The organism is Pirellulales bacterium, assembly GCA_035499655.1.
Classification (GTDB): Bacteria; Planctomycetota; Planctomycetia; order Pirellulales; family JADZDJ01; genus DATJYL01.
The window spans coordinates 1-23,381 of record DATJYL010000176.1; the positions used below are offsets into that span (position 1 = coordinate 1).

Here is a 23,381-nt window from a genome sequence, read left to right on the forward strand (position 1 = left end):
AGGATTACAAAACCAACAAGCACGAATTGGAGCCGGAGCTAGCGAGTGAAATTCGCCGCCGCTGGGGAGATTATTGCCAGCGGTATGGGTATGAGTGATCTAACCAGGCCCAGGGGTTGCAACCCCTGGGCTTTTTTATCGTTAATGCTTCGCAATTCGCAACAACTCCGAGACGACGCACTTCGCATTTGGCAGGCGGGGTTGGATGCCGTGCGGAGCGAGAAGTTAATGCGCGAAAGGGTCCGGTTGGATGGGCGTATTTTGCTGCCGGGGCGGATTGATTTAGACCGTGTGCGGCGCATCGCTGTCGTTGGCGCTGGCAAAGCGGGGGCGGGAATGGCGGCGGCGCTGGAGGAGATTCTCGGGCCGAAGCTGATGGAAGAAAAGGAATTGGTTGGTTGGGTGAATGTGCCGGCGGACTGCGTGAAGCAACTCAATCACATTCACTTGCATGCGGCGCGGCCGGCGGGGGTGAATGAGCCGACGGCGGAGGGCGTGGCGGGGGCGGAAGAAATTTTGCGGATCGTTTCGGCACTGGGGCCGGACGATTTGTGCATCGCGCTCATCTCCGGCGGCGGATCGGCGCTGTTGCCGGCGCCTGTCAAAGGGATTTCGCTGGCCGATAAATTGGCGGTCACGCGATTTCTCAGCGCTGCCGGCGCGAACATCGCGGAACTCAACACCGTGCGCAAGCAGCTTAGCCGGATCAAAGGGGGCGGGTTAGCGAGGGCTTGCCGAGCTGGAAGACTGATCGCGCTCATTATCTCCGACATTCCCGGCGATCCGTTGGATTTGATCGCCTCGGGCCCCACGGTGCCAGATACTTCCACGCCGCAGGAGGCGCTGGCGATTTTGGAGAAGTTTGGGGCGCGCGAGGCAGGGGTGCCAGCCGGGGTGTGGGATGTGCTAAACCGCAAAGCGGATGGGGACCGAGATGTGGAAATTCAAACCAGCGAAGTGAAGAATTTCGTGATCGGCAATAATGCCAGGGCGGTGGAGGGGGGGGGGCGGGAAGCGGAACGGTTAGGATATACACCGACGTGCACATCGGCGCGAAAGCCGGAAGGGGCGGTGGAACCGATAGGGCGGCAGTTGGCCGACATGGCCGTTCACATGTTAGGGACGACCGGAACCAATTGCTTGATTAGCGGCGGCGAGGGGACAGTCAAACTTGTGCCGGAAGCGGAGCGCGGATTGGGTGGCCGCAATCAGCAGGCGGTGCTGGCGGCACTGGTGCGGCTGGAAGAGATGAAGCAAATGGGGGCCATTGGGTCGGGCGGCATCGCCATTCTTTCGGGCGGAACCGACGGAGAGGACGGGCCGACCGATGCGGCCGGGGCACTCGTCGATTGGCAAATTATTGAAGCAGCAAATCGCCGCGGTTTGAATGCGGCTGATTTTTTGCGGCGCAACGACGCGTACCGTTTTTTTGAACCGCTGGATGCGCTGATTAAGACGGGGCCCACGCAAACGAATGTGTGCGACGTGCGGGTGGTGCTGGTGGAGCGAGCGCTGGGCAAGCCCAGCGGCTAAATCGACGTTTCACAAATCTGAAAGCTCAGTCCCACCACCATTGGTCGGGCTTAAGGTTTTTCAGATCAACGGAGTCGTGGACCTGTCCGACTTTGCCGTCGTCGTCGCGCTGCAGATTGTCGGGCGAGAGGGCGCGGCGCGGTTGGATGTTGACGCCGCCGCCGATGGGGGTCATGAGCGTGTGGCCGCGCCACAGGCCGTTGACGATGCAATCGACTTGCTGCGGGGCGGTGAGCGTTTCGACATGGTAGATGGCTTCTTCGCCAAGGAGCGGCATGCTCCAGCCGGCTTTGCCGTAATAATCTTTGGCTTGGATGAAGGCGGCGGCGACGGCCAGATCGATGCAATTACGCAACTGGGCGTACACGGGCGAGACGGCTGCGAGCTCGGCATATTTTTTGGTGAAGCCTTCGGTGAAGGCGCGGCTGGCGCCGTCGATGTTGCCGGACGGTGCGCGGGTGCCGTCGGGGGCGACGACTTCGTCGGCATTGACCAATTTCACGCCGTCGCCTTGCAGTTGCATGGCGTTGTCGTCGGCGGTTTCTTTCACACATTCGTATTCGGGGACAAAAAACCAGCGCTGCAGGGCGTTGCGATTGACGGCGACGGGATTGACGCGATCGACCCAGCTAATGAGTTGCTTGACGGGGGGATGCTCCAGGCCAATGCCGATGAGCTTCATGCGATAATCCGCCTCGACCAAGACTTGGGCGAAGTGGGTGTCGGGCGGGACGCCTTTGATGTGGATCAATTGCGGACCGAGGTTTTCTTTCAGCCCGGCCATGATGAATTCGGCGTCGCCTTGGGGATTTTGGGCCGAGATTCGGGAGCCGACTTCCTTGAGGAACTGCTGCATTTTTTGCAGGCCTTCCTGGGTGGGATCGATGGAGCAGCTAATTTGCGAAGTGGCTTTTCCCTGCGGCGGGAAGGCGCGGAGCGCGGTGACCAAATCGTCGAGTTCCACGACCGGCCGCAGCGAGGTCATGCCGCGGACACGGCCGGCAGGATCGGACATCCAGCCTTCGGCCGGGCCGGCGATGACAATATCTTTGGTGTCAGGATAGTAGAACACGTATTGCAGGCGGGTGAGGCCGGCCAGGTATTTCATTTCTTCGCTGGGGGGCAGGCCGTTGTCTTGTCGCTGTTTGAGCGCGGCTTCCAGCCGATTGAGAGAGATTTTTCGCAGTGGGCTGGGCTTGACGACGCCGGGATTGGTGGCCGCCAGGGCGGCGCGCGCGGCGGCAATGCGCTGGCGTGCCAATTGGCCAGTGAGGTCGGGAAACATTTCGGTGCGCAACACGCCGTTGGCATCGACCACGACTCCGGCGGCGCCAAAGATATTTGAGCTGGTGGATGTCGATGTGGTGGAGGTGCTGGTCGTGGTCGTGGAGGTAGAGGTCGACGTGGTGCTGGTCGACGTGGTGCTGGTGGTCGTGGTGGTCGTCTGCGCTTGGCTAGTTTGAACCTGAACCAGCATGCAACCCACGGTTGCCAGCGCTGCCAGAAAGACCGCAAACGGAAACCTGTTCAAACAGATGCGAGACATGTGGCTGATTTCTCCCTGCGTGGCGCAACGGTGTCCGGTACGCTCCCACCTAACTTCGCGAGATACAATCACAACGAGGCGTGAGATGGGAGCGTGTCTTTGATTTAGTATTGAGGCGCCGAGGCCGCCGCTGCGGCCCTGTGGGCCCTGGAAAGGATAGATTTCTGCTTCGACTTATGCAATTTCCAGCATAATAAGGGGCTTTGGGCAAAGCAAGAAAAACAGGCTATTTTTGATTGGCGGGCCATGTACCGTGGCAAATCGGCTGACAGAATAGAGGTATAGGCCCAAAAGTGATGCTGGTGGCTGTGTTTCCTGACTCACACCGTCGGACGATGACTTCGATGGTGGTGGGACAATTTGAAATTCCGACAGCCGCTTTTCCCGACTGACACAGTCGGGCTATGTTCAAATTGGCCCACTACCACTTCGATGACACCGTCGGTTTTTGTTTGAGTTGTCGTTTATTGCGAATATCGACCGATCACTTCGCCCATGTCGCTGATTGCAGAAGAACAACTTACCGATTCTGCACGTCCCGCGGAGCCCGGGCCGCTGGCGCGTGTGGGTTTATCGATTCCACTGCCGCGCGGTCCGCAATGGTACTTGGTGCTGTACCGCTGGCTGCTGGTGGCTGCGACCTTGTACACGGTGGCGGTGACTTGGAACGTGTGGCAAGACCGGTCCAGTCCGAATTGGCATCCGTGGGAATTTGCCAAGCCGGCGAATACGATTTCGTGGGAGAACCGGCCCAGCGATTCGCAACTGGCTCCGATGTTGCCGGTGTGGGATGGGCTGCCGCAGATTGATTTCGGGTGGCTGATCGTGGGCTCGCTATTGTTGGTTTTGATTTTTCCGCGCACGGGGTTGGCGGCGCTGAGCACGGTATTGGTGTTGAGCGTGCTGTTTGATCGCACGCGGCTGCAGCCCCATTACGTGCTGGTGTTTATGCTGCTGGCGACGCTGCCGGGGGTGAATGCGCAGTTGGTGGGGCGCGCGAATGTGATTGCGCTGTGGTTTTGGGCCGGGTTTCACAAATTGATCATCGATTTTATCAAGCCGGAGGGAATGAACGGCTTTCGCTCCGATGTGATTCCCAATTACCTGATGGAGCATTTTCCCGGCGAGCATTGGTTTACCACGCATAGTTTCGGCGTGGCCGTGGGATGGTTGATCGCGGTTTCGGAAGTGTCGTTGGCGGTGTTGTGCTTTATTCCGCGAGCACGATGGGTGGTGGCTTTTTTAGCGCTGTTTTTGCACACGGGGATTGTGATTTGGAATTGCCTGGGTCCGCACTGCAATTTGCTGGGATGGAATGTGATGCTGGCGCTGGCCGGCTTTGCACTGTTTTTGCCGTGGCGCGAATCTCGGCTGCAAACCTGGCGGAGGTGCAACTGGCTGGCCCGCGGCGGGGCCGTGTTTTTGCTGGTTTCTCCGGCCGCGTTTTATGTGAACGGCATGGCAGCGTATTTGTCTTACTGCGTGTACGTACCCAACAATCCGTTTGCGGTTTTGTACCGGCCGGGGGAAGAGCCGAAAGCGGTCACGTTCATGGGATACGAAGAGGTGAATTTTCCGCTTTCCCCCTCGCACAGTATATTGCAGGCGTACTTCGACAAAGTGCGGCAGCCGGGGGACGTGATGATTGTGCACGATCCGCGGCCGTGGGCCGAAAGCCACGGCATGAACGGCCGGGAATACACTGACTATGGCGAGTTCCCACGCGGCGAGCATGTACGGTATTGGTATGACGAACACGACCGGCCCGTCAGCAAAAAACCGGGGTCGACGGGTGACAATCATCTCCCAGACGGCAAACTCTCGCGCGGTGACGGCGACATTGGCGACGATAAATTGATCGGCGGCGACGATCTTTCGCACCTGGCGGCGGATGGCAGCTACCGCGACGGGATGAAACAAGGCTTATGGCTGAGTTGGCACACCAACGGCAAAATGGCCTCGCAAGGGATGATGATAGACGATCAACGGCACGGGCCGTGGATTGAGTATCATTCGAACGGCAACAAACTGAGCTTCGGCAGCTACAATCATGGCCAGGAAGAAGGGCCGTGGACGTTTTGGTATTCTGACGGCCAAAAGGAAATGGAAGGGAAGTACGTGGACGGGCAAATGGACGGTGTGTGGACCACCTGGACGCCTTCGGGCGAACGCAGCAAAATTGAATTTCGCAAAGGCGTGCCGGTACTGTCGCAGTAATTCAAGTCGAAATATCGAATGGATGCGCCGCAATCTCAACCGCCGGCAGCTCAACCGACGCCGGCCGAACCGCCCCGGATCGAATTGCCACCGATCAGCGGCCTGCTCCTGGCGGGGTTAGCCATTGGGGTGGGGGTGATTGCCGGGTTTGGGGCGGTGTTTTTTCGGGCGCTGATCAGCCTGTTTCATAACTTGCTGTTTCTGGGAAAGTTGTCGTTGTATTACGACGCCAATTTGCACACGCCGCCATTTTGGCTGAGCGGCTGGGAATGGCTGGTGATTTTTGTTCCCGTGATGGGGTCGGTCGGCGTGGCGTGGCTGGTGCAAAATTTTGCTCCGGAAGCCAAAGGGCACGGCGTGCCGGAAGTGATGGAAGCCATCGGCTACCGCGGCGGAATCATTCGGCCGGTGGTGGCAGCGGTGAAATCGCTGGCATCGGGGTTGTCGATCGGCAGCGGCGGTTCGGTGGGACGTGAAGGGCCGATTATTCAGATTGGGGCCGCCTTCGGTTCTACGTTGGGGCAGATTGTTTCGATGACGCCGCAGCAGCGGATTACGCTGATCGCTGCCGGCGGGGGAGCAGGCATTGCGGCTACGTTCAACACTCCGATTGGCGGCGTATTGTTTGCCGTGGAACTTTTGCTACCGATCGTCAGTGCCGCCACGTTAATGCCCGTGGCGCTGGCCGTGGCCGTGGCGACGCACATTGGGCGGTATTTCTTCGGGACGTTTCCCTCGTTTAACGTGCCGGCGCTACGGGTTCCCGATTTCACCTTGGATAGTTTGGGCTTGGCGCCGGTGCTGATTGTGGCGGGGGTGTTGTTGGGCCTATTGGCCGCGCTGTTTGTGCGGTCGATTTATTGGTTTGAAGACCGCTTCGACTCGCTGCCGGGCAATTATTACACGCGGCACATGCTGGGGATGTTATGTGTGGGCCTGTTGATGTATGCGATGATGACACGAACCACGGGATTCGAAGGCGGCGGGCATTATTTTGTGCAAGGCGTGGGTTACGCCACGATTGACGACGTGCTGCGGGGTACGTTGACTGCCCCGGGACTGCTGTTGCTGCTGGTTGCAACCAAGCTATTAGCCACGAGCTTGACGCTGGGATCGGGGGCGTCGGGCGGGGTGTTTTCGCCATTGTTGTTTTTGGGTGCGACGGCCGGGGCCTCGCTGGGAGCGCTGGCGGGGAACTTCACCCCGCACATGACGCTTACTCCGGCTGCCATGGGAGTGGTCGGCATGGCGGCGATGGTGGGCAGCGCCACGGGAGCCATTTTGACGGCCATTGTGATGCTATTTGAAATGACGCGCGATTACAACGTGGTGCTGCCGATTATCATCACGCTGGCGATAGCCGACGCGGTGCGGCGCTACGTTTGCCCGCCGACCATTTATACGCTGAAGTTGCTGCGGCGGGGGGACATTGTGGCGCCGGGACAGATTAGCCGGTCGTAGTGTGCGACAAGGAATAATAAGCGACCGTGGAAAATTCCACGCTCGTGCGGCGCTAATTTCGCATGGGCTCCAGCGGCGTGTTGGAGAACATGCCGATGAGGCCTTCGGCGGCGGTGGGATGCGTGAAAATGGCATCACGCAGCGCGGTGTACGGCAAATTCGCGATCATGGCGGTTTGGACGACGGCCATCATTTCGCTGGCCTCGGCTCCGAACACGGTGAAGCCGAGAATGCGGTCGTCGGGCCCAATCAAGGCTTTGGCAAATCCGCGCATGGCGGACAGGGTGAAGTTTCGCAGCACGGCGGCCATGGGATATTTGACCAGGCGGTAGGATACGTTCTTGGCCTGCGCTTCCCGCTCGCTGAGGCCGACATGGGCCAGTTCCGGATCGGTGAATAAGCAATACGGAATGAGGCGGTCGCGGGTCGTGCGATTGCCGCCATCCAAGTTGCTGATGACCACGCGAAAGTCGTCTTCGCCGACGTGCGTGAACATGGGGCTGCCGGCGCAATCGCCGACGGCCCAAATATCGGCGGCGGTGGTTTGGAGCCGGTCGTTGACTTTGATGAAATCGCGCGGATCGAGTTCCACGCCGGTTTTGGCGAGATCGATTTTATCGGTATTGGGCGTGCGGCCGGTGGCCACGAGCATGTCGGAAGCTTCCAAAGTTTTTTCCGATCCGCCAACACGCAAGCGAATTTTGACACCGCTGCCGGAACGGCCGGCGACTTCTAGCATTTGTGCCTGCGGTAATACGTCGATGCCTTCATCGCGCATCAGCTGTTCCACCGCGGCGGCGATGTCGGCATCTTCCCGTTCGAGCAATTGCTGGCCCATTTGCACGATGGTGACACGGCTGCCGAAGCGGCGCATGGCCTGGGCAAACTCCAAGCCGACGTAACCGCCGCCGATAAGGACCAGATGTTGGGGCACGCGCTCCAACTCCAAAGCTTCAACATGAGTTAGCGGGGCGGCGTCGACCAGTCCGGGAACGGGGGGAATTGCGGCACGCGAACCAAGGCCGAGAAAAACTCGGTCGCCGCGAATTTGTCGCAAGCCGCCGTCGTTGAGCGTTACCTCGACGGTTTTAGGGGCGATGAATTTTGCATTGCCCATGATCAGTTCGGCACCGCTGGCTTTGAAGTTTTGTAGGTGCATCTGGACCAGATCAGCCACCATTTTCCGTTTACGGCGAGCGACGCCGGGCATATCGACTTCAAGTTTTCCCGTGGTAACACCCAAGCCTGTTTGTGGATCGACGAGGGACACGGCCTTGGCGCTAAAGATGACGTTTTTGCTGGGGAGGCAGGAAACATTCGGGCAAGAGCCCCCGATCATGGAACGTTCGACGACGGCGGTTTTTTGACCGCGCTTGGCGAGTGTCCAACCGATGAGTTTTCCGCCTACGCCGCTGCCGATGACGAGGTTTTGATAGTTCTCGATGTGCATGTTGACCCTCCTGTGAAACTTGACTGCGATCACTCGACCGGCTGTCGAGAAATTAGTGCGATATTGACGAACGCCGCCAGCATCGTCGACGGCGAGGCAATGCATTCATTCGACATCGGTTGCGGCGGCCTTTCAAGCCTGTGGCATGATGCTTTGTACCGAGGTACGCAAAAACGGGTTGGCCCGGCGAGTGAATGTCCGTAAGATGTCTTGGCAATTGATTTGTGAGACAATGGTTATGTAAGCCAGCGCGACCATCGGTCGCGGCTTGATAACATTGATGTACAACCGCGATTCCCGGCGTGGCCGCCGGGGCTAATGAATTTCCGCAACCTGCGCCTGTGCCATGCCCGATAACGCCCATATTCGCAATTTCTGCATCATCGCCCATATCGATCACGGCAAAAGCACGCTGGCCGACCGGCTGATCGAACTGACCGGCACGGTCCAAAAGCGCGAAATGCAAGAGCAACTGCTGGATGACATGGATATCGAGCGCGAACGGGGCATCACGATAAAAGCCCGGGCCGTGTCGATGCGTTATCAGTATCGGGGGGAAGAATACGAGTTGAATTTGATCGACACGCCGGGGCATGTTGATTTTCATTATGAAGTTTCGCGCAGTCTGAGCTGCTGCGAAGGTGCGGTGCTGCTGGTCGATGCTTTTCAAGGCGTGGAGGCTCAGACGGTGGCCAACGCCTTGGCGGCGATGGAGCATAATTTAGTGATCGTGCCGGCGCTCAATAAAGTCGACCTCAAGAATGCCCGGCCCGATGAAGTGACGCTGGAAATGGAGCAGGTGCTGGGCATCAAGCCGGACGAAGTGCTGCACACCAGCGGCAAAACCGGCGTCGGGGTGGCAGAACTGTTGGAAGCCATTGTGCAGCGCATTCCGCCGCCGCAGGGTGACCCCGCCGCGCCGCTGCAGGCGATGTTGTTCGATTCGCACTATGACGATTATCGCGGGGCCATCGCTTATGTGCGGCTGATGCAAGGAACGGCCGAGAAGGGGCAAAAAATTCGCTTCTTGCGCGCCGAAGCAACCTACGAAATTCTGGAGCTGGGCCAGTTTGTTCCGGAACGCAAAGCGGTGGACAAGTTGGTGGCGGGCGAAGTGGGCTATTTGATTTGCAACATTAAAGACATCAAAGATATTCACATCGGCGATACAGTCACGGTGCCCGGCGACAACGCCGCCCCCGCCCTGCCCGGCTATCGTCCGCCGCAGCGAATGGTGTATTGCGGTTTGTATCCGTCCGATGGCGAAAACTTCGAGGAGCTGCGCGATGCGCTGGGCAAGCTGGCGATCAATGATCCCAGCTTCGAATTCACGCCCGAAACCAGCGAAGCACTGGGCTTCGGCTTTCGCTGCGGCTTCCTGGGCCTGTTGCACATGGAAATTATTCAGCAGCGGCTGGAGCAGGAAGCGATTTTAGATTTAGTGCAAACGGCGCCGAACGTGACGTATCAAATTACCACTCGCAACGGCGAGGAGCTGGAAATTCACAACCCGCAAGATGTGCCCGACGCCGGACAAATTGAGGAATTCCGCCAGCCGGTGGTGCGCGTAAATTTTGTGCTGCCGGTGGAATACATTGGCCCGGTGATGCAGTTATGCACCGATCGACGGGGCACGTATAAACGCACCGAATATCTCGGTCCCACGCGGGCGATGATCACCTTCGATCTGCCGCTGGCCGAAGTGATTTACGACCTGCACGACAAACTGAAAAGCGTGACGCGCGGTTATGGCACGATGGATTACGAGTTGATCGGCTATGTGCCGGCCGATTTGGTGCGGATGGATATTTTGGTCGGCGGCAAAAAGGTTGATGCGCTGTCCATCATTTGCGATCGTCGCGATGCCGACCGCCGGGGCCGGGCCATCGTGAAAAAGCTGCGCACCGAAATCGACCGGCACATGTTCGAAATCGCGCTGCAAGCCGCCATTGGGAGCCGCATTATCGCCCGCGAAACCATTTCCGCCATGCGCAAAAACGTAACGGCCAAATGCTACGGCGGCGACATCACCCGCAAGCGCAAACTGTGGGCCAAGCAGCGCGAGGGGAAGAAACGGATGAAATCGATCGGCAGCGTCGACATTCCACAAAAGGCGTTTCTGGCCGTGCTGGAATCGGGGGATAAGGAGTAGGCGAATAGGCCCAGATTGTGGCGATTTCTTCGCAACTTTGGCGGCGTTAGCGGGTCTTGTGACAGGGGGCGAAAAGCCGTAGCTTACGGGACTGGCCCGGGTTAAGTTTAGTCCAACTGCAGCACCCCCGGCCGCAGACCGGGGGCTAAATGCAGGTACGGAGCGCGACTTTATTGTCCTGCGCAAGAACACTGAACGTGACCAACTCGCGGCATACGTACCGCTTTCTGCCTACACATACTCAGCCATGCCCATTCGTTCTACCCAGCCGCCGGTGCGGATTGCGATTGTCGGGGCGGGGAAGGTGAGCGATTACCATCATGTGCCGGGCATCCGGCTTGATTCGCGCGCGAAGCTGGTCGCCGCTTGCGATGCCGATGCGAAATTGCTGGAAGCGCGGCGTCGGGAATGGCAGATCGACAAAATCACGACCGATTTTGAAAAAATCTGCGCCGATCGGGAAATCGATGCGGTGATTATCGCCACGCCGAATTTCACGCATCGGCCAATCGCCCTGGCAGCCGCGCGGGCGGGCAAGCACATCATGTGTGAAAAGCCGCTGGGCTTGAACGCCGCCGAAGTGCGCGAAATGTATACGGCGGCGCGCGATTGCGGCGTGGTACACATGACGGCGTTCACGTATCGCTTTGCGCCGGCGATGCGGTATTTGCGGCAGCTTGTGAAAAACGGGGCGCTGGGCACGCCGCGGCACTTTCGCAGTCAGCGGTTTTTGGACTGGCCCGAAACGAGCTGGGCCTGGCGGCAATACAAAGATAAAGCCGGGGCGGGCGATTTGTTCGACATGACGATTCACCGGATCGATTTTGCCATTGATCTCTTGGGGCCGATCGAGCGGGTGTGCGGCGCGGTGGCGCGATTTACGGAGCGCACGATAACGGCGGATGGACAGCCGTGCCCGGCGTCGAACGTGGACGATTGGTCCAGTCTGTTGGGGGAATTTTCGTGCGGCGCAACGGGCGTGTGGGAAGGGACCACGCTAGCAAAGGGGTACGGGCGCAACGGCTTCGGTCACGAATGGGCGGAAATCAACGGGTCGGAAGGGAGCGCGGTGTATCAACTGCACTTGCCCAACACCATTCTTCTTGGGAAAACAGGCAGCGACTTAGCGCCGCAGCCGGTACCAGCCGAGCTGCTGAAACCGGCCGGCAGCCCGCGCGATCCGGGCCAAGGGGAGCCGGTGACGGTGTTTCGTTACGATTTGATGTGGGAGTTTGTTTCGGCGATTGTCGAGGGGCGCGACGCCGTGCCGAGTTTTTACGACGGATTGAATTCGCAGATTGTGGCCGACGCGGTGCTGCAATCGCACGCCGAGCGCCGGTGGATCGACACGCCGCTGGGGGAGAGGTAGTGGTCGATGGCCAGTGGTCAGTGGTCAGTTAATGCTAAACCGCAAGCGATTTATACAATATTATTCTTTCCAACCGTCTACCGCTTACTGCCTACCGCCTACCCGCCCATGGCCGATGCTCCTGAACAAAATTTGAAAGCTCCGCTGCGGCGGTTGACCGGCGTGCGGGTGATCGGCACAGGCAGCTTTTTGCCCGAGCCCGTGGTGCGGAACGAAGATTTGACGCAGTATGGATGCGACCCACAATGGATTTTCGAGCGCAGTGGCATCCGCGAGCGGCGACACGCACCGCCGGGTGTTTATACCAGCGACTTGGCGGTGGCTGCGGCCCGTAAGGCGCTGGACCGCGCCGGCGTGGCGGCGGGGGACATCGATCTGTTGGTGTTGGGCACCTTTACGCCCGATTTGCCGGTGCCGTCGACCGCTTGCCAAGTTCAGCACAAGTTGGGGTTGCGCTGCCCGGCGTTCGATGTATCGGCGGCGTGTGCTGGCTTTGTGTACGCCTTGGTGACCGGCTCGCAATTCGTGGGCACCGGCTGCAGCCGGACGGCGCTGGTAATTGGGGCCGACACCACGTCGCGGATTGTGGAGCCGCAGGACAAAAAAACCTATCCGTTGTTTGGCGACGGAGCGGGCGCCGTGCTGTTGGCGCGCGGCAGCGAGGAGCAAGGATTGATTGCTTACACGATGGGTTCCGACGGCTCCGGCGAAGACGTGCTGTGCATGAAAGCGGGCGGTTCGCGCCGGCCCACCAGTGCGGAAACCGTGGAGCGGCGCGAGCATTACATGCGGATGGAAGGCCGAAGCGTGTTCAAATGGGCGATTCGCGTGATCGACCGTTCGGTGCGCGACGTGCTGGAGCACGCCAAGCTGACGACCGACGATGTCGATTTGGTGGTGCTGCACCAGGCGAATGTGCGGATTTTGGACGCGGCGGCGGAGGAATTGGATATCGACCGGCGCAAGATATTTGTCAACTTGGAAAAGTATGGCAACACTTCGGCCGGGAGCATACCCCTGGCGCTGGACGAAGCCGTGCAACAAGGGCGCATCCGCCGCGGAAGCAATGTATTAGTTTGTGGCTTCGGCGCGGGGTTGGCGTGGGGCACCGCGCTGTGGCGGTGGTGATGGAATAATGCGAGCGCTCCGCTGGCGCATCGCGGCTGAACAAATTTTTGATTTCGGGTCGGAGTCAATATCTTCATTTTTCAATTTCATCTTAGCGCTTTTCATCATGTCGAAAATCAAACAACTTCCGCCGCGGAGCAAGGTGAAGAAATCGGATTGCTGGGATTTGGGCAGCTTGTTCAAGAGCGATGCCGCATGGGAAGCGGCGTTCAAAAAATGGGATCGCGAAATATCCGGCTATGAAAAATTCGCCGGCCGCTTGGGCGAGAGTGCCAAGGCACTGGCCGAGTGTTTGGAGTTTGACATTCACTTGGATTGCGACGGCGAGCGGTTGGGCACGTATGCTTTTTTGAAGACGGCCGAGGACACCGCTAATAGCACGTACCAGCGAATGATCGGCCGGTATCGCAACGCGGCCAGCCGGGCCGGGCAAGCGGGGAGTTTCATTCGGCCGGAGATCATGGCCATTTCCACGGCCACGATGAAGAAATTTTTGGCGGCCAAGGAGTTGGCGGCGCATCGGGTGACGCTGGAGCGGCTGCTGCGCTACAAGCCGCACACGTTGACCGCCGGCGAAGAAAAGTTGCTGGCTATGCAAGCGGAAATGTCGCAAACCGCCAACAACGTGTTCCGGCAATTGGCCGACGCCGATTTGAAATTCGGCGTGTTGAAAAACGAAAAGGGAGAACAAGTTGAGTTGAGCAGCGCCACGTTTTCCACGTTTTTGCACTCCCCCAAACGAACCGTCCGCAAAGCTGCGTTTCAGCAGTATTACGCGCAGTACCAGGGGCACGAAAACACGCTGGCGGCCACGCTGGCCGGCTCGGTGGAGCGCGACGTGTATTACGCCAAAGTCCGCGGCTACCCCAGCGCCTTGGATGCCGCATTATTCGGCGACAACATGCCGCAAGCGGTGTACGACAACTTGATTGCGGCAGTGCACAAGCATTTGCCGGCGGTGTACCACTACTTCGAGCTGCGGCGACGCAAAATGAAGCTGCCGGACATTCACCATTACGACACGTATGTGCCGATTTTGAGCGAGTTGGAAACGCACCACACGTGGGATCAGGCGGTGAAGGTGGTGGTGAAATCGCTGGAGCCGCTGGGGAGCGATTACTGCCGCGCGTTGGCCGGCGGGTTGAACAACGGCTGGTGCGACCGCTACCCCAACCAGGGCAAGCAAAGCGGCGCGTTTTCCTCGGGCACGTTCAGCGGCGATCCGTACATCATGATGAATTATCAGAGCGAAGTGCTGGATCACGTGTTTACGCTGGCCCATGAGGCGGGGCACTCGATGCACAGTTACTATTCGGCCAAGCATCAGCCGTACCAGTATTACAACTACACGATTTTTGTGGCCGAGGTGGCCAGCACGTTCAACGAGCAACTGCTGAGCCGGCACCTGATGCAAAAGGCCAAGAGCGACCGGGAGCGGGCCTACCTGATCAACCGCGAGATCGACGCCATCCGGGGCACGATCGTCCGGCAAACGATGTTCGCCGAGTTCGAAAAAATCACGCACCAAACGGTGGAGGCGGGCGAACCGCTGACGGTGGAAAAGTTCAAGGAGATATATGGCGGGCTGTTGAAGTTATACTTTGGCCCCAACTTTGTCATCGACGACGAGCTGGCGCTGGAATGTTTCCGTATACCGCATTTTTACCATGCGTTTTACGTGTACAAGTACGCCACGGGTTTATCGGCGGCGATTGCGCTTTCGCAACGAGTGATCCACGGCGGCAAGCGCGAACTGGACGATTACCTGGGATTTTTAAAAGGCGGTTGCTCGAAGTATCCGCTCGATTTACTGCGTGATGCCGGCGTGGACATGGAAAAGCCGGCGCCGGTGGAAACCGCGCTGGCGCACTTTGGCAAGCTGGTGGACGAACTCGACGAATTATTATGAACCGCGGAGGCGCAGAGGCGCGGAGAAGAAAATGTCGAATAACAAAAGAATGACGAAGGTCGAATGACTCATCAGATTTTGCGTTTCGTCATTGCGCTTCATTGAACCTTCTCATTAGGAATTCGGGCTTCATCATTGTTCTCTCTGCGTCTCTGTGTCTCTACGGTTAATCCGCGGCTTACAGCGGCGAGATCCACAGCAGAGGTTGGCCGGCATCGTCGAGTCGGACTTCGGCTTTTAGGCCGGCCTGGAACAGCACGCGATCTAAGATGCGGCGAAAGTACGTTTTGCCGGCGGAGACTTTGACGGATTTTTTCAAATCGACGCGCTTCTGCACCAGGCCGTTGTAATCGAACAAAAACGGAACGGCGAGCTTGGTTTGAATGGCATCGATGGCCTGGGCGGCCGGCAGCGCGCCGTCGGTCTCGACGGTCGTGAATTCGAAGAGTTTGGGCACGACCTTCGATTCGTCGCGCTGGTCGGGGGGCCAGCCGATGGGCCACACGTCGCCGTTGGCCGTAAGTGTGGTCAACGTCAATTCCAATCCGCTGCGGCCAGCGTGCGGCAACAACGCACCGCCGGCCGGTCGTGCCAAAGCCGCCAAGGCCGTGCCCAATGCAAGACCCTGCAATTCGTCGCGCACGGTGTCATCGGCCGCGAGTGCTTTTTGAATGGGCAACTCGATAGTCAGCGGCAATACTGAAGCGGTTTGCAAACGCTGGATTACTTTTTCCGGCCGCAAGCCTTTGGTGGAAAATTCAACGGGAACGGCCAAACTCCGTTTCACGTCGTCAAACTGTTTGGGCGTAAGGCCGAAGGGGGCGGTTTGACCGCCGGGTTTTCCGCCGCCGACAGCCACTTGGTCGAGCCATGATTTCAGTTTGACGGTGTCGGAAAGGGTAAATTGGCCGCCGGGGGTGACCAGCGCGCCGCGGCTATTCAATTGGGCGGTGACTTGATACATGGCCGCATCGCCGGTTCCCTGGGCGGCGATGCCGATTTGGTCGCCGTTTTCCAGAGCGCGAAAGCGGACGCCCGCCAGCCCCAAATCGCCCAACGCTTTGGTCCATTTTTGGGCCGCCAGGTTGCCAGACAGGCCGGGCTCGAAAATGACATCCATTTCCACCTGTGGCTTGGCGGCCAGAGCCGGCGGAGTGCCAAGCCACGTGATCAACACCGCAGTAGCACACAAAGCGGTCGTTGTTCGAGGCATGGGATACCCGCGGATGGATTTCAACGGTTTTCGTAGCGCTGTGACACCGGTACATACAATTCTATCTCACTGGCGGCCGATATCACGAGCACAAAATTAGGAATAGCGGGCCAGTTCGAATTTCGGGCAATGATTTTTTCCGACCGGCACCGTCGGATTATGTTGGAACCGGCCTAGTGTCAAGTTTTGCCTATCGGTTGCATGGACGGGAACATTTGGCACAATAGATGGTCCACACAGTGCGGTTCATCACGCAAGGAGCACACTCATGGGACGTCCTGTCACGCTGTTTACCGGTCAATGGGCCGATTTGCCGTTGGAAACCATGGCCCGCAAAGCGGGCGAGTTTGGTTATGACGGATTGGAGCTGGCCTGCTGGGGCGATCATTTCGAAGTCGACAAGGCGCAGGCCGATTCCGGGTATTGCAGACGCAGGCGCGAGCTGCTGGAAAAACATGACTTGCAATTGTTCGCGATTAGTTCGCATTTGGTGGGGCAGGCCGTGTGCGACCACATCGATTCGCGGCACAAAGCCATTTTGCCGCCGCATGTGTGGGGCGATGGAAACCCGGAAGCAGTAAACCGCCGGGCGGCGGAGGAAATGAAAAACACCGCCCGGGCCGCGCAAAAATTGGGCGTGAGCGTGGTGAACGGATTTACGGGCTCGTCGATTTGGCATTTGTTGTATTCGTTTCCGCCGACGCCGCCGGCGATGATCGACGAGGGCTTCAAGCAGTTTGCGCAGCGGTGGAATCCGATTTTGGATGCGTTTGCCGAATGCGGCGTGCGATTCGCGCTGGAAGTGCATCCCACCGAAATCGCGTTTGACATTTACAGCGCGGAGCGGGCGCTGGAAGCGATTGGACACCGTGAGGAATTCGGCTTCAATTTCGATCCCAGTCATTTAGTGTGGCAGGGGGTGGACCCGGTGGAATTTATTCGGGCGTTTCCGGATCGGATTTACCACATGCACGTGAAAGACGCGATTACGCTGCTCAACGGCCGCAGCGGAATTCTCGGCAGCCATTTGAACTTCGGCGATCCGCGGCGGGGATGGGAATTCCGCTCGCCGGGGCGCGGCGCCGTGAATTTTGAAGAAATCATTCGGGCGCTCAATCAGACGGGTTACAACGGGCCGCTTTCGGTCGAGTGGGAAGACAGCGGCATGGACCGCGAACACGGGGCCCGCGAGGCGTGCGAGTTTGTGAAAAAGCTGGATTTTACGCCGAGCGATGTGCAATTCGACGCGGCGTTTGAGAAGAAATAGGGCACATCCGACTCCGTGATGTTCGGCGGTCGATGGTAAACTGGAAGTATGGAACAGCTTCGAGCATCGTTTCTGATGTTGCGCGCCTGCGGCGAACGCCTGGGCTGGATGCTGGTGCTGCTGGCAGTGGCGCGGAATCCCGCACTGGGCGTGGAGCTGGCCGGCGATAAACTGGCCGCGGCGCGAGAGGAACTCTACGCCGCTTATACGACGCAGCTCGGCCAGTTGGCCGCCGCCTGCGAGGCTCAGGGATTTTCGAAGCAAGCGGCATTCACGCGCGCGTGGTTGCCGCAGCGTGATCCGGCGATGATTTATGTTTTCATGCTGCCAACCAGCAGCGCCGCACCTGAGTCGCTGGTGAAAACAGCGGCCGAGCAAGAGTGGTGGCGGCAATTCATGGCGCTCCGCACGGCGGAGGCTGAGAAATTGTTTGCACTGGCCCAAGGGGCTTTGGCAGCCAAGCAAGATACGTTGGCCTTTGAACTGGCGCGTGAAACGGTGCGTGAAAATCCCGACGATGAGGCGGGGCGACACGTGCTGGGCGATCGGAAAGTGGGTGATCAGTGGGTTTCGCCGGAAGCGGCCCGGCGACTGGAAGCGGGCCAGGCGTGGAGCGAGCAGTTTGGATGGCTGCCGGCCGATCAGTTGAAGCGATATGAAAGCGGCGAGCGGTTTTATCGGGGCGAGTGGATTAGCGCGGCGGAAGACGCACGGCTGCACAGCAACATTCGCAACGGATGGAATGTGGAAAGCGATCACTACGTGGTCGTTACCAACAATAGTTTGGAAAGCGGCGCGCAGTTGGCGGCCCACTTGGAAATGCTGTATCAAGCGTGGCGGCAAGCTTTCGTCGGATATTACGCCACGCCGGCGCAAGTACAGCAGTGGTTTGCGGTGGCGCCAAAAACAATTTCGCCAGAAACGGGATTGCCCACGGGTGGATCTTCCGGGGCGGGGGAATATTCTGTCGCGCCATCTGCCGCGGCGGCATCGGCGGCCACGTTCGGATCGCACAAGCCGCATCAGGTGGTTTATTTTCATGATCGGCAGCAGTACATTGACGCGCTGAAACCGGCCCAGCCGCAAATTGAAATGTCGATTGGCTTTTATTCCGACGCGGCGCGAAGCGCCTATTTTTTCGCCAGCGGCAATCCGTATGCCGGCACGCTGTATCATGAGGCCACGCATCAATTGTTTCGCGAAACGCCGCCGGCCGCGGTCGACCCGGGACGGAAGAACAATTTTTGGGTGGTGGAAGCGATCGCGGTGTACATGGAATCGTTTGCCGAGCATCGGTTGTTGGACGGTGAACCGTATGGCGCGTATGTCACGCTGGGGGGCGAAAATGCCGGCCGCGTGCCGGCGGCGCGGAAGCGGTTGCAGGACGACAATTTTTATGTGCCGCTGCGAGAGTTGGCGTCGTTGGGCATGACCGAGTTGCAACACGACACCCGATTGCCGGCCATTTACAGTCAAATTGCCGGTCAGTCGCTGTTTTTTATGCACGCCGATGCCGGACGTTACCGGCCGGGGCTGATGAGTTATTTAATCGCCGTGTACACGGGCCGCGCCACGGCGGACACACTGGAAAAATTGACCGGCCAGAAGTTTGAACAACTCGACGAGCAATATCGCGAGTTTATGAAGTGAACTGCGATTTGCTTGCGCCGGAAAACTTTGCGTCAGACGAACCCATCGGGCGTGTGAACATGCTCGGGCCCTCGATAGCGTTCCAAAAGAACTACCTGGCAGGTTATTTGGAAGCAGTATTTTTAGCCTCTTCGCCCCACCATTGCCGCAGCACCGATTCGCCGGTGCCGAAATAATTTCCGCTGAAGCTTTCCCCGTCGCCGTACATGCTGACATGTGGCCAGCCTTCGCACGACATCGGTAGGAAGAGCGTGAAGGTGCCGCTTCCTTTGGCAACATCGGTCTGTTGGACGGTGAAGGTTTTGCCGTATCCGTCTTTGGATTCCTTGGCGGTAGTGTAAGCGGCCAACATGGCTTTGTCGTGCGAGCCTAACGTGTAAGCGCCTTTGACCCAGTAGATTTGGCCTGACTTAAATGTGTCGGCCGTGCCGCGAACTTCGATAATCGTAATATTGTCGCCATCGAGAAACTTCGTCGCACCTTGCTCGAAGTGTAGCACGTACGGAAATGCCGAGTCGCTTGCCGAGGGTGTAACACCCGGCGATGCAGCACTGCGTGCGGGCGTCATGTTGCACAGCAGCCAACCTAACACGGCCAAGGTGGCGATCACGGACACGGTTTTCCAACATTTCAGTGTGATCATAGCGCGGCTCCTGTGTGTGAAGTGACGGGATGGCACGATCGAAACACCATGCCGAACGAGGACCTTATTTTATGACAGCGGGCGGGCATGTGCGATAGTGATCGAGCGAGATACATCACGGCGTTGTTTGGGGGTTTCTGCCGCGGAACTAAAGTTCATTCTCAATGCATGGACCGCCTCAAATGCGAGCAGTTTCCGAAACCCGTTGGCTGAATAAACACCGGCCGACTTCGCGCCGAGCAAAAATTGCCTTGGTTTTTCGAGGGTTCCAGGCAAATCGCTGCGGCAAATGAATTCCGACAGTTGCAGGCGGCGCGAAAATTGCGTAACAATGTCTGTTTCTGCACGATGCAGAAGGCGCTCCACACTTTTCAGCCAATCTAGCGGCCCAAGATTCAGGAGCTTGCTTATGAAGACCAAAAAGAAGAAGAAACACAAGCACGACGAACTTTTCGGCAACGGCCACGCCAACGGCGCCGCGGCGGAATTGCCGGGCGACATCCGCGCCAAGCGGCACAAAGTCGACAACGAGGAATACGAAGAGGAACTGGCCCGGCTGCAAATTGAGCTGGTTAAACTACAGGAATGGGTCAAGCACGAGGGACTGAAGGTGGTGGTGCTGTTTGAAGGGCGCGACGCGGCCGGCAAAGGGGGCGTCATTAAACGCATTACCGAGAGCATGAATCCCCGCATCTGCCGCGTGGTCGCCCTGGGCCGCCCCACGGAACGGGAACGGACCAGTTGGTATTTCCAGCGCTATGTGCCATACTTGCCTTCGGCGGGGGAAATTGTGCTGTTCGACCGGAGTTGGTACAACCGCGCGGGCGTGGAGCACGTGATGGGCTTTTGCAGCGATCTGGAATATCAGGAATTCATGCGCAGTTGCCCCGAGTTCGAAAACATGCTGATTCGCTCGGGCATTATTCTGATTAAGTATTGGTTTTCGGTCAGCGACGCCGAACAGGAGCGGCGGTTCCAAAAACGGATGAACGACCCCACGCGCAGCTGGAAGCTGAGCCCGATGGATTTGGAATCGCGCTCGAAATGGGTGGAATACTCGATGGCCAAAGACGCGATGTTCAAATTCACGGACACGAAGCAAAGCCCGTGGTATGTGGTGAAGGCCGATTCGAAAAAATGCGCGCGGCTGAACTGCATCACGCATTTTTTGAAGCTGATTCCGTACCAAGATTTGACGCCGACGCCGCCGGAATTGCCGCCGCGGCCGGCTGCGCCGAATTACATTCGCCCGCCGATCGAAAACCAAACTTTCGTGCCGGAACTGTGGTAAGCGGCCCGGCCCGCAGTTCAAGTCCGGGGCGGTTTATTCCACACGACCAGGCAGTTCAAGCCCGCGAGAATGGGTAGCGCGGCGATGAAATAAAAAAACGTCGGCGCACCGCCGCGCATGGTCAGGAACATTATCAGTTCCGCCGCACCTGCTAACATGGCCAACACCGCCAAAGCCAGGCCCCACCATGGTTTTTGGCCGCGCATGCCCCGCAATGCTATGGTGACGATTCGGCACGCCACCGCCAACACGAGCGGCGCTATAAACAGCGCGACTAATAAAATTCCTGGCCCAATATTGTCAGCAATTAGCACGGGTGGTTCTCCACTTCTGCTGGCAGGCATATCATAAAGATAGCCGCGGCCGCGCAACAGTGTGCCGCCTGGAATTTCACTCGTGTAAAGAGTCACACCAAGAAACAGCGCATCGATTACACCAAGGCCTCGCCCGGGGCCACGCAGGCCATGCTAGGACTGGAAAAATACCTGCGGACGTGCGGACTGGAAGCGTCGCTCATGGAACTGGTGAAAATGCGGACCTCGCAAATCAACGGCTGTGCGTTCTGTTTAGATATGCACAGCAAAGATGCCCGCGCCGCCGGCGAAACCGAGCAGCGGCTCTACAGCTTGAACGCCTGGCGGGAAACGCCGTTTTTTACCGATCGGGAACGGACGGCGCTGGCTTGGACCGAAGCCCTGACGCTGATTGCCGACACGCATGCGCCCGACGAAGTTTACGAGCAACTGCGCGGGCAATTCAACGAGAAGGAAATCATGGACTTGACGCTGGCGATTACCACCATTAACAGTTGGAACCGGTTTGCAATTGGCTTCCGCCTGCCGCCGGGCAATTATCAACCGCCGAAACATCGCCCCAGTGCCGTGGCGGCTGCGGCTCAATAAAACTCAATAAGGGTTTCGCCTGGGGCGCTGCCGGCGAAATCGTTTTGCGGGCCAATTACTGCTTGGTGTAATCGATGTAATTGCCGCTGGTGAGGTTGAATTCAATTTCCTCGATGGTGCGGGCGGTGAGCTGCCGGACGCGTGGATCGCCGTCGCGCAGCAAGGGGAGCATGCTGGGGAGCGTTTCGGGGCCAAGTTCGACCAAAGTGCGGGAAGCGTCGCCGCGGATGTAAGCGTCGGGATCGCGCAGCCGCTGAACCAAGGCGTCGATGGCCGGTTTGGCCGCCGGGCCCATCGCTTCCAAGGCCTCGATGGCCGCTTGCCGCACGTCGGGAACGCAATCCCACAGCAACTGCGTGAGGGCGGGAATGGCCGAGGTGGGCGTGGTTTTCATTTCGATGAAGGTGCGGGCCGCCAGTTCGCGCACCCGCGGATCGGGATCGTACAGGGCCGCAATGACGCTGGGAACTGCGGGGGCATCGAGCTTGGTTAAGATGCGAGAAGAGTCGGCGCGCAAATAAGCGTCGACATCGCGGAGCCGTTCGGCAATGGTGGGGATGGCCGGGGCGGCGCCGGCGTCCATGGCTTCCAGGGCGAACATCGCCGCCTGGCGGGCGTCGGTATTTTCGTCCCACAAGGCCTGCGACAAGGCGGCGGCGACTTGCGCGGTGAGTTTTTTGGAGGCTTCGTCATTGACCGAAAGCCAGGAGGCCGGTTGCGCAAGCGCGCACGTCGCCGTGAGAATTACACCCAAGAGGGCGGCGACGAAAAGTGTGATGCACGATTTCATGGTTGGTCCAAAATTGGTGTGCGCAGTGGTGATGAGCCTGTAAGCGGCCCCACAAGTTTAGGTTAAAAAATGGGCCTGGATTGGCATCGTGCACGGCCAAATTGGCGGGATTTGCTATAATCGCCGCATGTTCACCTACGTTCGCGAAACCTTTGAAACCGCCGAGCCGGTAACGGAGATTGTCGCCCGCTGGCGGCGGATTGTCGAAAATGCGGATAAAACACCGCTGCGCGGGCAGCCGATGTATACTGGCACGGTTTCGGAATCGGGCTTCGACCTGATGCGGCGAGTGTGGAGTCCGCGCTCCATCAGCGAGAACATTTGCCGGGGCCAGTTTGTGCCCACGCCACAGGGAACGCGCATTGAACTGGAAGTCCATGTGCCGACGACCGTGAAGCGGCTGTTGCTAATTGCCGTGGGCTGTGTGCTGGCAATCGCACTGTTAATTTTAGTGCCGATTGTCTTGGTCACCGGCCTGCCGCCACTGGCCGACGTGCCGCGGCTTGCACTGGGCATTGGCGTGATGATGTTGATCTGCCTATTTGGCGCGCTGCTGATGGTGGCCTTGTTTTTGCCGATTTATGCAGTGGTTGTCCGCATGGTGGCCAGCAGCTTTCATTGGGAAATGGTGACGCAGCGGTAAAATCCGCAAACTGCAGGAATGTATGTGGTAATTGATTTAGACGGACTCCCAGGTTTGTTATAGAATAGATGGCAGCCCGGAATTCACGGCATTTCTTGAAGAGAGCACGATATGAATCCGCAAAATCTCAAAGCGGAAGCGCATCAGCTAGTTGATCAACTTACCGATGACGCTACGTGGGATGATTTGATGCGCGAAATTTATGTAAGGCAAGCCA

19 protein-coding genes are annotated in these 23,381 nt (G+C 58.4%); 12 read left to right on the top strand and 7 right to left on the bottom strand.

Going from position 1 to position 23,381, the window contains the following annotated elements:
• The first annotated feature begins 144 nt into the window (after positions 1 to 144).
• Positions 145 to 1,533 carry a DUF4147 domain-containing protein gene (locus VMJ32_12330; protein HTQ39807.1) on the top strand — a complete coding sequence of 463 codons (1,389 nt, stop codon included), beginning with the start codon at positions 145 to 147 and terminating at the stop codon, positions 1,531 to 1,533.
• 25 nt (positions 1,534 to 1,558) lie between these two features.
• On the opposite strand, the gene VMJ32_12335 is transcribed toward VMJ32_12330, so the two are convergent.
• Complete coding sequence (locus VMJ32_12335; GenBank protein ID HTQ39808.1) at positions 1,559 to 3,079, bottom strand: DUF1598 domain-containing protein; 1,521 nt, start codon at positions 3,077 to 3,079, stop codon at positions 1,559 to 1,561.
• A 495-nt stretch (positions 3,080 to 3,574) separates the two neighbouring features.
• On the opposite strand from VMJ32_12335, the gene VMJ32_12340 reads away from it, so the two are divergent.
• Together VMJ32_12340 and VMJ32_12345 are read left to right on the top strand one after the other, a co-directional pair.
• Positions 3,575 to 5,296, top strand: a complete 1,722-nt coding sequence (locus VMJ32_12340) for a hypothetical protein (protein HTQ39809.1) — start codon at positions 3,575 to 3,577, stop codon at positions 5,294 to 5,296.
• 18 nt (positions 5,297 to 5,314) lie between these two features.
• Positions 5,315 to 6,757, top strand: a complete 1,443-nt coding sequence (locus VMJ32_12345; GenBank protein ID HTQ39810.1) for a chloride channel protein — start codon at positions 5,315 to 5,317, stop codon at positions 6,755 to 6,757.
• A gap of 52 nt (positions 6,758 to 6,809) precedes the next feature.
• Here the strand turns inward: VMJ32_12345 and VMJ32_12350 are convergent, their stop codons facing one another.
• The gene (locus tag VMJ32_12350) at positions 6,810 to 8,207 is read right to left on the bottom strand and encodes an FAD-dependent oxidoreductase (protein HTQ39811.1); all 1,398 of its coding nucleotides are present in this window, start codon (positions 8,205 to 8,207) and stop codon (positions 6,810 to 6,812) included.
• A 346-nt stretch (positions 8,208 to 8,553) separates the two neighbouring features.
• Between VMJ32_12350 and lepA the strand changes: the two genes are divergently transcribed.
• The 4 genes from lepA (at position 8,554) to pepF (ending at position 14,765) form a co-directional block, all read left to right on the top strand.
• Positions 8,554 to 10,359, top strand: a complete 1,806-nt coding sequence (gene lepA, locus VMJ32_12355; protein HTQ39812.1) for a translation elongation factor 4 — start codon at positions 8,554 to 8,556, stop codon at positions 10,357 to 10,359.
• 247 nt (positions 10,360 to 10,606) lie between these two features.
• The gene (locus VMJ32_12360; GenBank protein ID HTQ39813.1) at positions 10,607 to 11,728 is read left to right on the top strand and encodes a Gfo/Idh/MocA family oxidoreductase; all 1,122 of its coding nucleotides are present in this window, start codon (positions 10,607 to 10,609) and stop codon (positions 11,726 to 11,728) included.
• 108 nt (positions 11,729 to 11,836) lie between these two features.
• On the top strand, positions 11,837 to 12,856 hold the full coding sequence (locus VMJ32_12365) for a beta-ketoacyl-ACP synthase III (GenBank protein ID HTQ39814.1): 1,020 nt from the start codon (positions 11,837 to 11,839) through the stop codon (positions 12,854 to 12,856).
• Between the two features lie 106 nt (positions 12,857 to 12,962).
• A complete protein-coding gene (gene pepF / locus VMJ32_12370) occupies positions 12,963 to 14,765 on the top strand; it encodes an oligoendopeptidase F (GenBank protein HTQ39815.1) in 1,803 nt (600 codons plus the stop codon).
• A gap of 178 nt (positions 14,766 to 14,943) precedes the next feature.
• On the opposite strand, the gene VMJ32_12375 is transcribed toward pepF, so the two are convergent.
• Positions 14,944 to 15,978, bottom strand: coding sequence for a hypothetical protein (locus tag VMJ32_12375; protein ID HTQ39816.1), 1,035 nt, complete (start codon positions 15,976 to 15,978; stop codon positions 14,944 to 14,946).
• Between the two features lie 268 nt (positions 15,979 to 16,246).
• Here VMJ32_12375 and VMJ32_12380 point away from each other — a divergent pair, with 268 nt between their 5' ends.
• Both VMJ32_12380 and VMJ32_12385 read left to right on the top strand, forming a co-directional pair.
• Positions 16,247 to 17,245: a sugar phosphate isomerase/epimerase gene (locus VMJ32_12380; protein ID HTQ39817.1), complete on the top strand. Its 999-nt coding sequence runs from the start codon at positions 16,247 to 16,249 to the stop codon at positions 17,243 to 17,245.
• A gap of 48 nt (positions 17,246 to 17,293) precedes the next feature.
• Complete coding sequence (locus tag VMJ32_12385; GenBank protein HTQ39818.1) at positions 17,294 to 18,895, top strand: hypothetical protein; 1,602 nt, start codon at positions 17,294 to 17,296, stop codon at positions 18,893 to 18,895.
• A gap of 103 nt (positions 18,896 to 18,998) precedes the next feature.
• Here the strand turns inward: VMJ32_12385 and VMJ32_12390 are convergent, their stop codons facing one another.
• Both VMJ32_12390 and VMJ32_12395 read right to left on the bottom strand, forming a co-directional pair.
• Positions 18,999 to 19,538 carry a hypothetical protein gene (locus tag VMJ32_12390; protein ID HTQ39819.1) on the bottom strand — a complete coding sequence of 180 codons (540 nt, stop codon included), beginning with the start codon at positions 19,536 to 19,538 and terminating at the stop codon, positions 18,999 to 19,001.
• Between the two features lie 69 nt (positions 19,539 to 19,607).
• Positions 19,608 to 19,904 carry a hypothetical protein gene (locus tag VMJ32_12395; GenBank protein ID HTQ39820.1) on the bottom strand — a complete coding sequence of 99 codons (297 nt, stop codon included), beginning with the start codon at positions 19,902 to 19,904 and terminating at the stop codon, positions 19,608 to 19,610.
• 43 nt (positions 19,905 to 19,947) lie between these two features.
• On the opposite strand from VMJ32_12395, the gene ppk2 reads away from it, so the two are divergent.
• A complete protein-coding gene (gene ppk2 / locus VMJ32_12400) occupies positions 19,948 to 20,829 on the top strand; it encodes a polyphosphate kinase 2 (GenBank protein ID HTQ39821.1) in 882 nt (293 codons plus the stop codon).
• Between the two features lie 17 nt (positions 20,830 to 20,846).
• Here the strand turns inward: ppk2 and VMJ32_12405 are convergent, their stop codons facing one another.
• Complete coding sequence (locus tag VMJ32_12405) at positions 20,847 to 21,143, bottom strand: hypothetical protein (protein HTQ39822.1); 297 nt, start codon at positions 21,141 to 21,143, stop codon at positions 20,847 to 20,849.
• Positions 21,144 to 21,293: 150 nt separating this feature from the next.
• Between VMJ32_12405 and VMJ32_12410 the strand changes: the two genes are divergently transcribed.
• On the top strand, positions 21,294 to 21,731 hold the full coding sequence (locus tag VMJ32_12410; protein ID HTQ39823.1) for a carboxymuconolactone decarboxylase family protein: 438 nt from the start codon (positions 21,294 to 21,296) through the stop codon (positions 21,729 to 21,731).
• Positions 21,732 to 21,786: 55 nt separating this feature from the next.
• On the opposite strand, the gene VMJ32_12415 is transcribed toward VMJ32_12410, so the two are convergent.
• On the bottom strand, positions 21,787 to 22,521 hold the full coding sequence (locus VMJ32_12415) for a HEAT repeat domain-containing protein (protein ID HTQ39824.1): 735 nt from the start codon (positions 22,519 to 22,521) through the stop codon (positions 21,787 to 21,789).
• A gap of 127 nt (positions 22,522 to 22,648) precedes the next feature.
• On the opposite strand from VMJ32_12415, the gene VMJ32_12420 reads away from it, so the two are divergent.
• Positions 22,649 to 23,164 carry a hypothetical protein gene (locus VMJ32_12420; GenBank protein ID HTQ39825.1) on the top strand — a complete coding sequence of 172 codons (516 nt, stop codon included), beginning with the start codon at positions 22,649 to 22,651 and terminating at the stop codon, positions 23,162 to 23,164.
• Positions 23,165 to 23,381 lie beyond the last annotated feature (217 nt).

Coding starts and splice junctions, on each gene's coding strand:
- VMJ32_12365 (HTQ39814.1), top strand. CDS start 11,837: ATGGCCGATGCTCCTGAACAAAATTTGAAAGCTCCGCTGCGGCGGTTG.
- VMJ32_12335 (HTQ39808.1), bottom strand. CDS start 3,079: ATGTCTCGCATCTGTTTGAACAGGTTTCCGTTTGCGGTCTTTCTGGCA.
- VMJ32_12415 (HTQ39824.1), bottom strand. CDS start 22,521: ATGAAATCGTGCATCACACTTTTCGTCGCCGCCCTCTTGGGTGTAATT.
- VMJ32_12410 (HTQ39823.1), top strand. CDS start 21,294: ATGCTAGGACTGGAAAAATACCTGCGGACGTGCGGACTGGAAGCGTCG.
- VMJ32_12420 (HTQ39825.1), top strand. CDS start 22,649: ATGTTCACCTACGTTCGCGAAACCTTTGAAACCGCCGAGCCGGTAACG.
- VMJ32_12340 (HTQ39809.1), top strand. CDS start 3,575: ATGTCGCTGATTGCAGAAGAACAACTTACCGATTCTGCACGTCCCGCG.
- lepA (HTQ39812.1), top strand. CDS start 8,554: ATGCCCGATAACGCCCATATTCGCAATTTCTGCATCATCGCCCATATC.
- VMJ32_12380 (HTQ39817.1), top strand. CDS start 16,247: ATGGGACGTCCTGTCACGCTGTTTACCGGTCAATGGGCCGATTTGCCG.
- VMJ32_12350 (HTQ39811.1), bottom strand. CDS start 8,207: ATGCACATCGAGAACTATCAAAACCTCGTCATCGGCAGCGGCGTAGGC.
- VMJ32_12360 (HTQ39813.1), top strand. CDS start 10,607: ATGCCCATTCGTTCTACCCAGCCGCCGGTGCGGATTGCGATTGTCGGG.
- VMJ32_12390 (HTQ39819.1), bottom strand. CDS start 19,538: ATGATCACACTGAAATGTTGGAAAACCGTGTCCGTGATCGCCACCTTG.
- VMJ32_12385 (HTQ39818.1), top strand. CDS start 17,294: ATGGAACAGCTTCGAGCATCGTTTCTGATGTTGCGCGCCTGCGGCGAA.
- pepF (HTQ39815.1), top strand. CDS start 12,963: ATGTCGAAAATCAAACAACTTCCGCCGCGGAGCAAGGTGAAGAAATCG.
- VMJ32_12330 (HTQ39807.1), top strand. CDS start 145: ATGCTTCGCAATTCGCAACAACTCCGAGACGACGCACTTCGCATTTGG.
- VMJ32_12345 (HTQ39810.1), top strand. CDS start 5,315: ATGGATGCGCCGCAATCTCAACCGCCGGCAGCTCAACCGACGCCGGCC.
- ppk2 (HTQ39821.1), top strand. CDS start 19,948: ATGAAGACCAAAAAGAAGAAGAAACACAAGCACGACGAACTTTTCGGC.
- VMJ32_12375 (HTQ39816.1), bottom strand. CDS start 15,978: ATGCCTCGAACAACGACCGCTTTGTGTGCTACTGCGGTGTTGATCACG.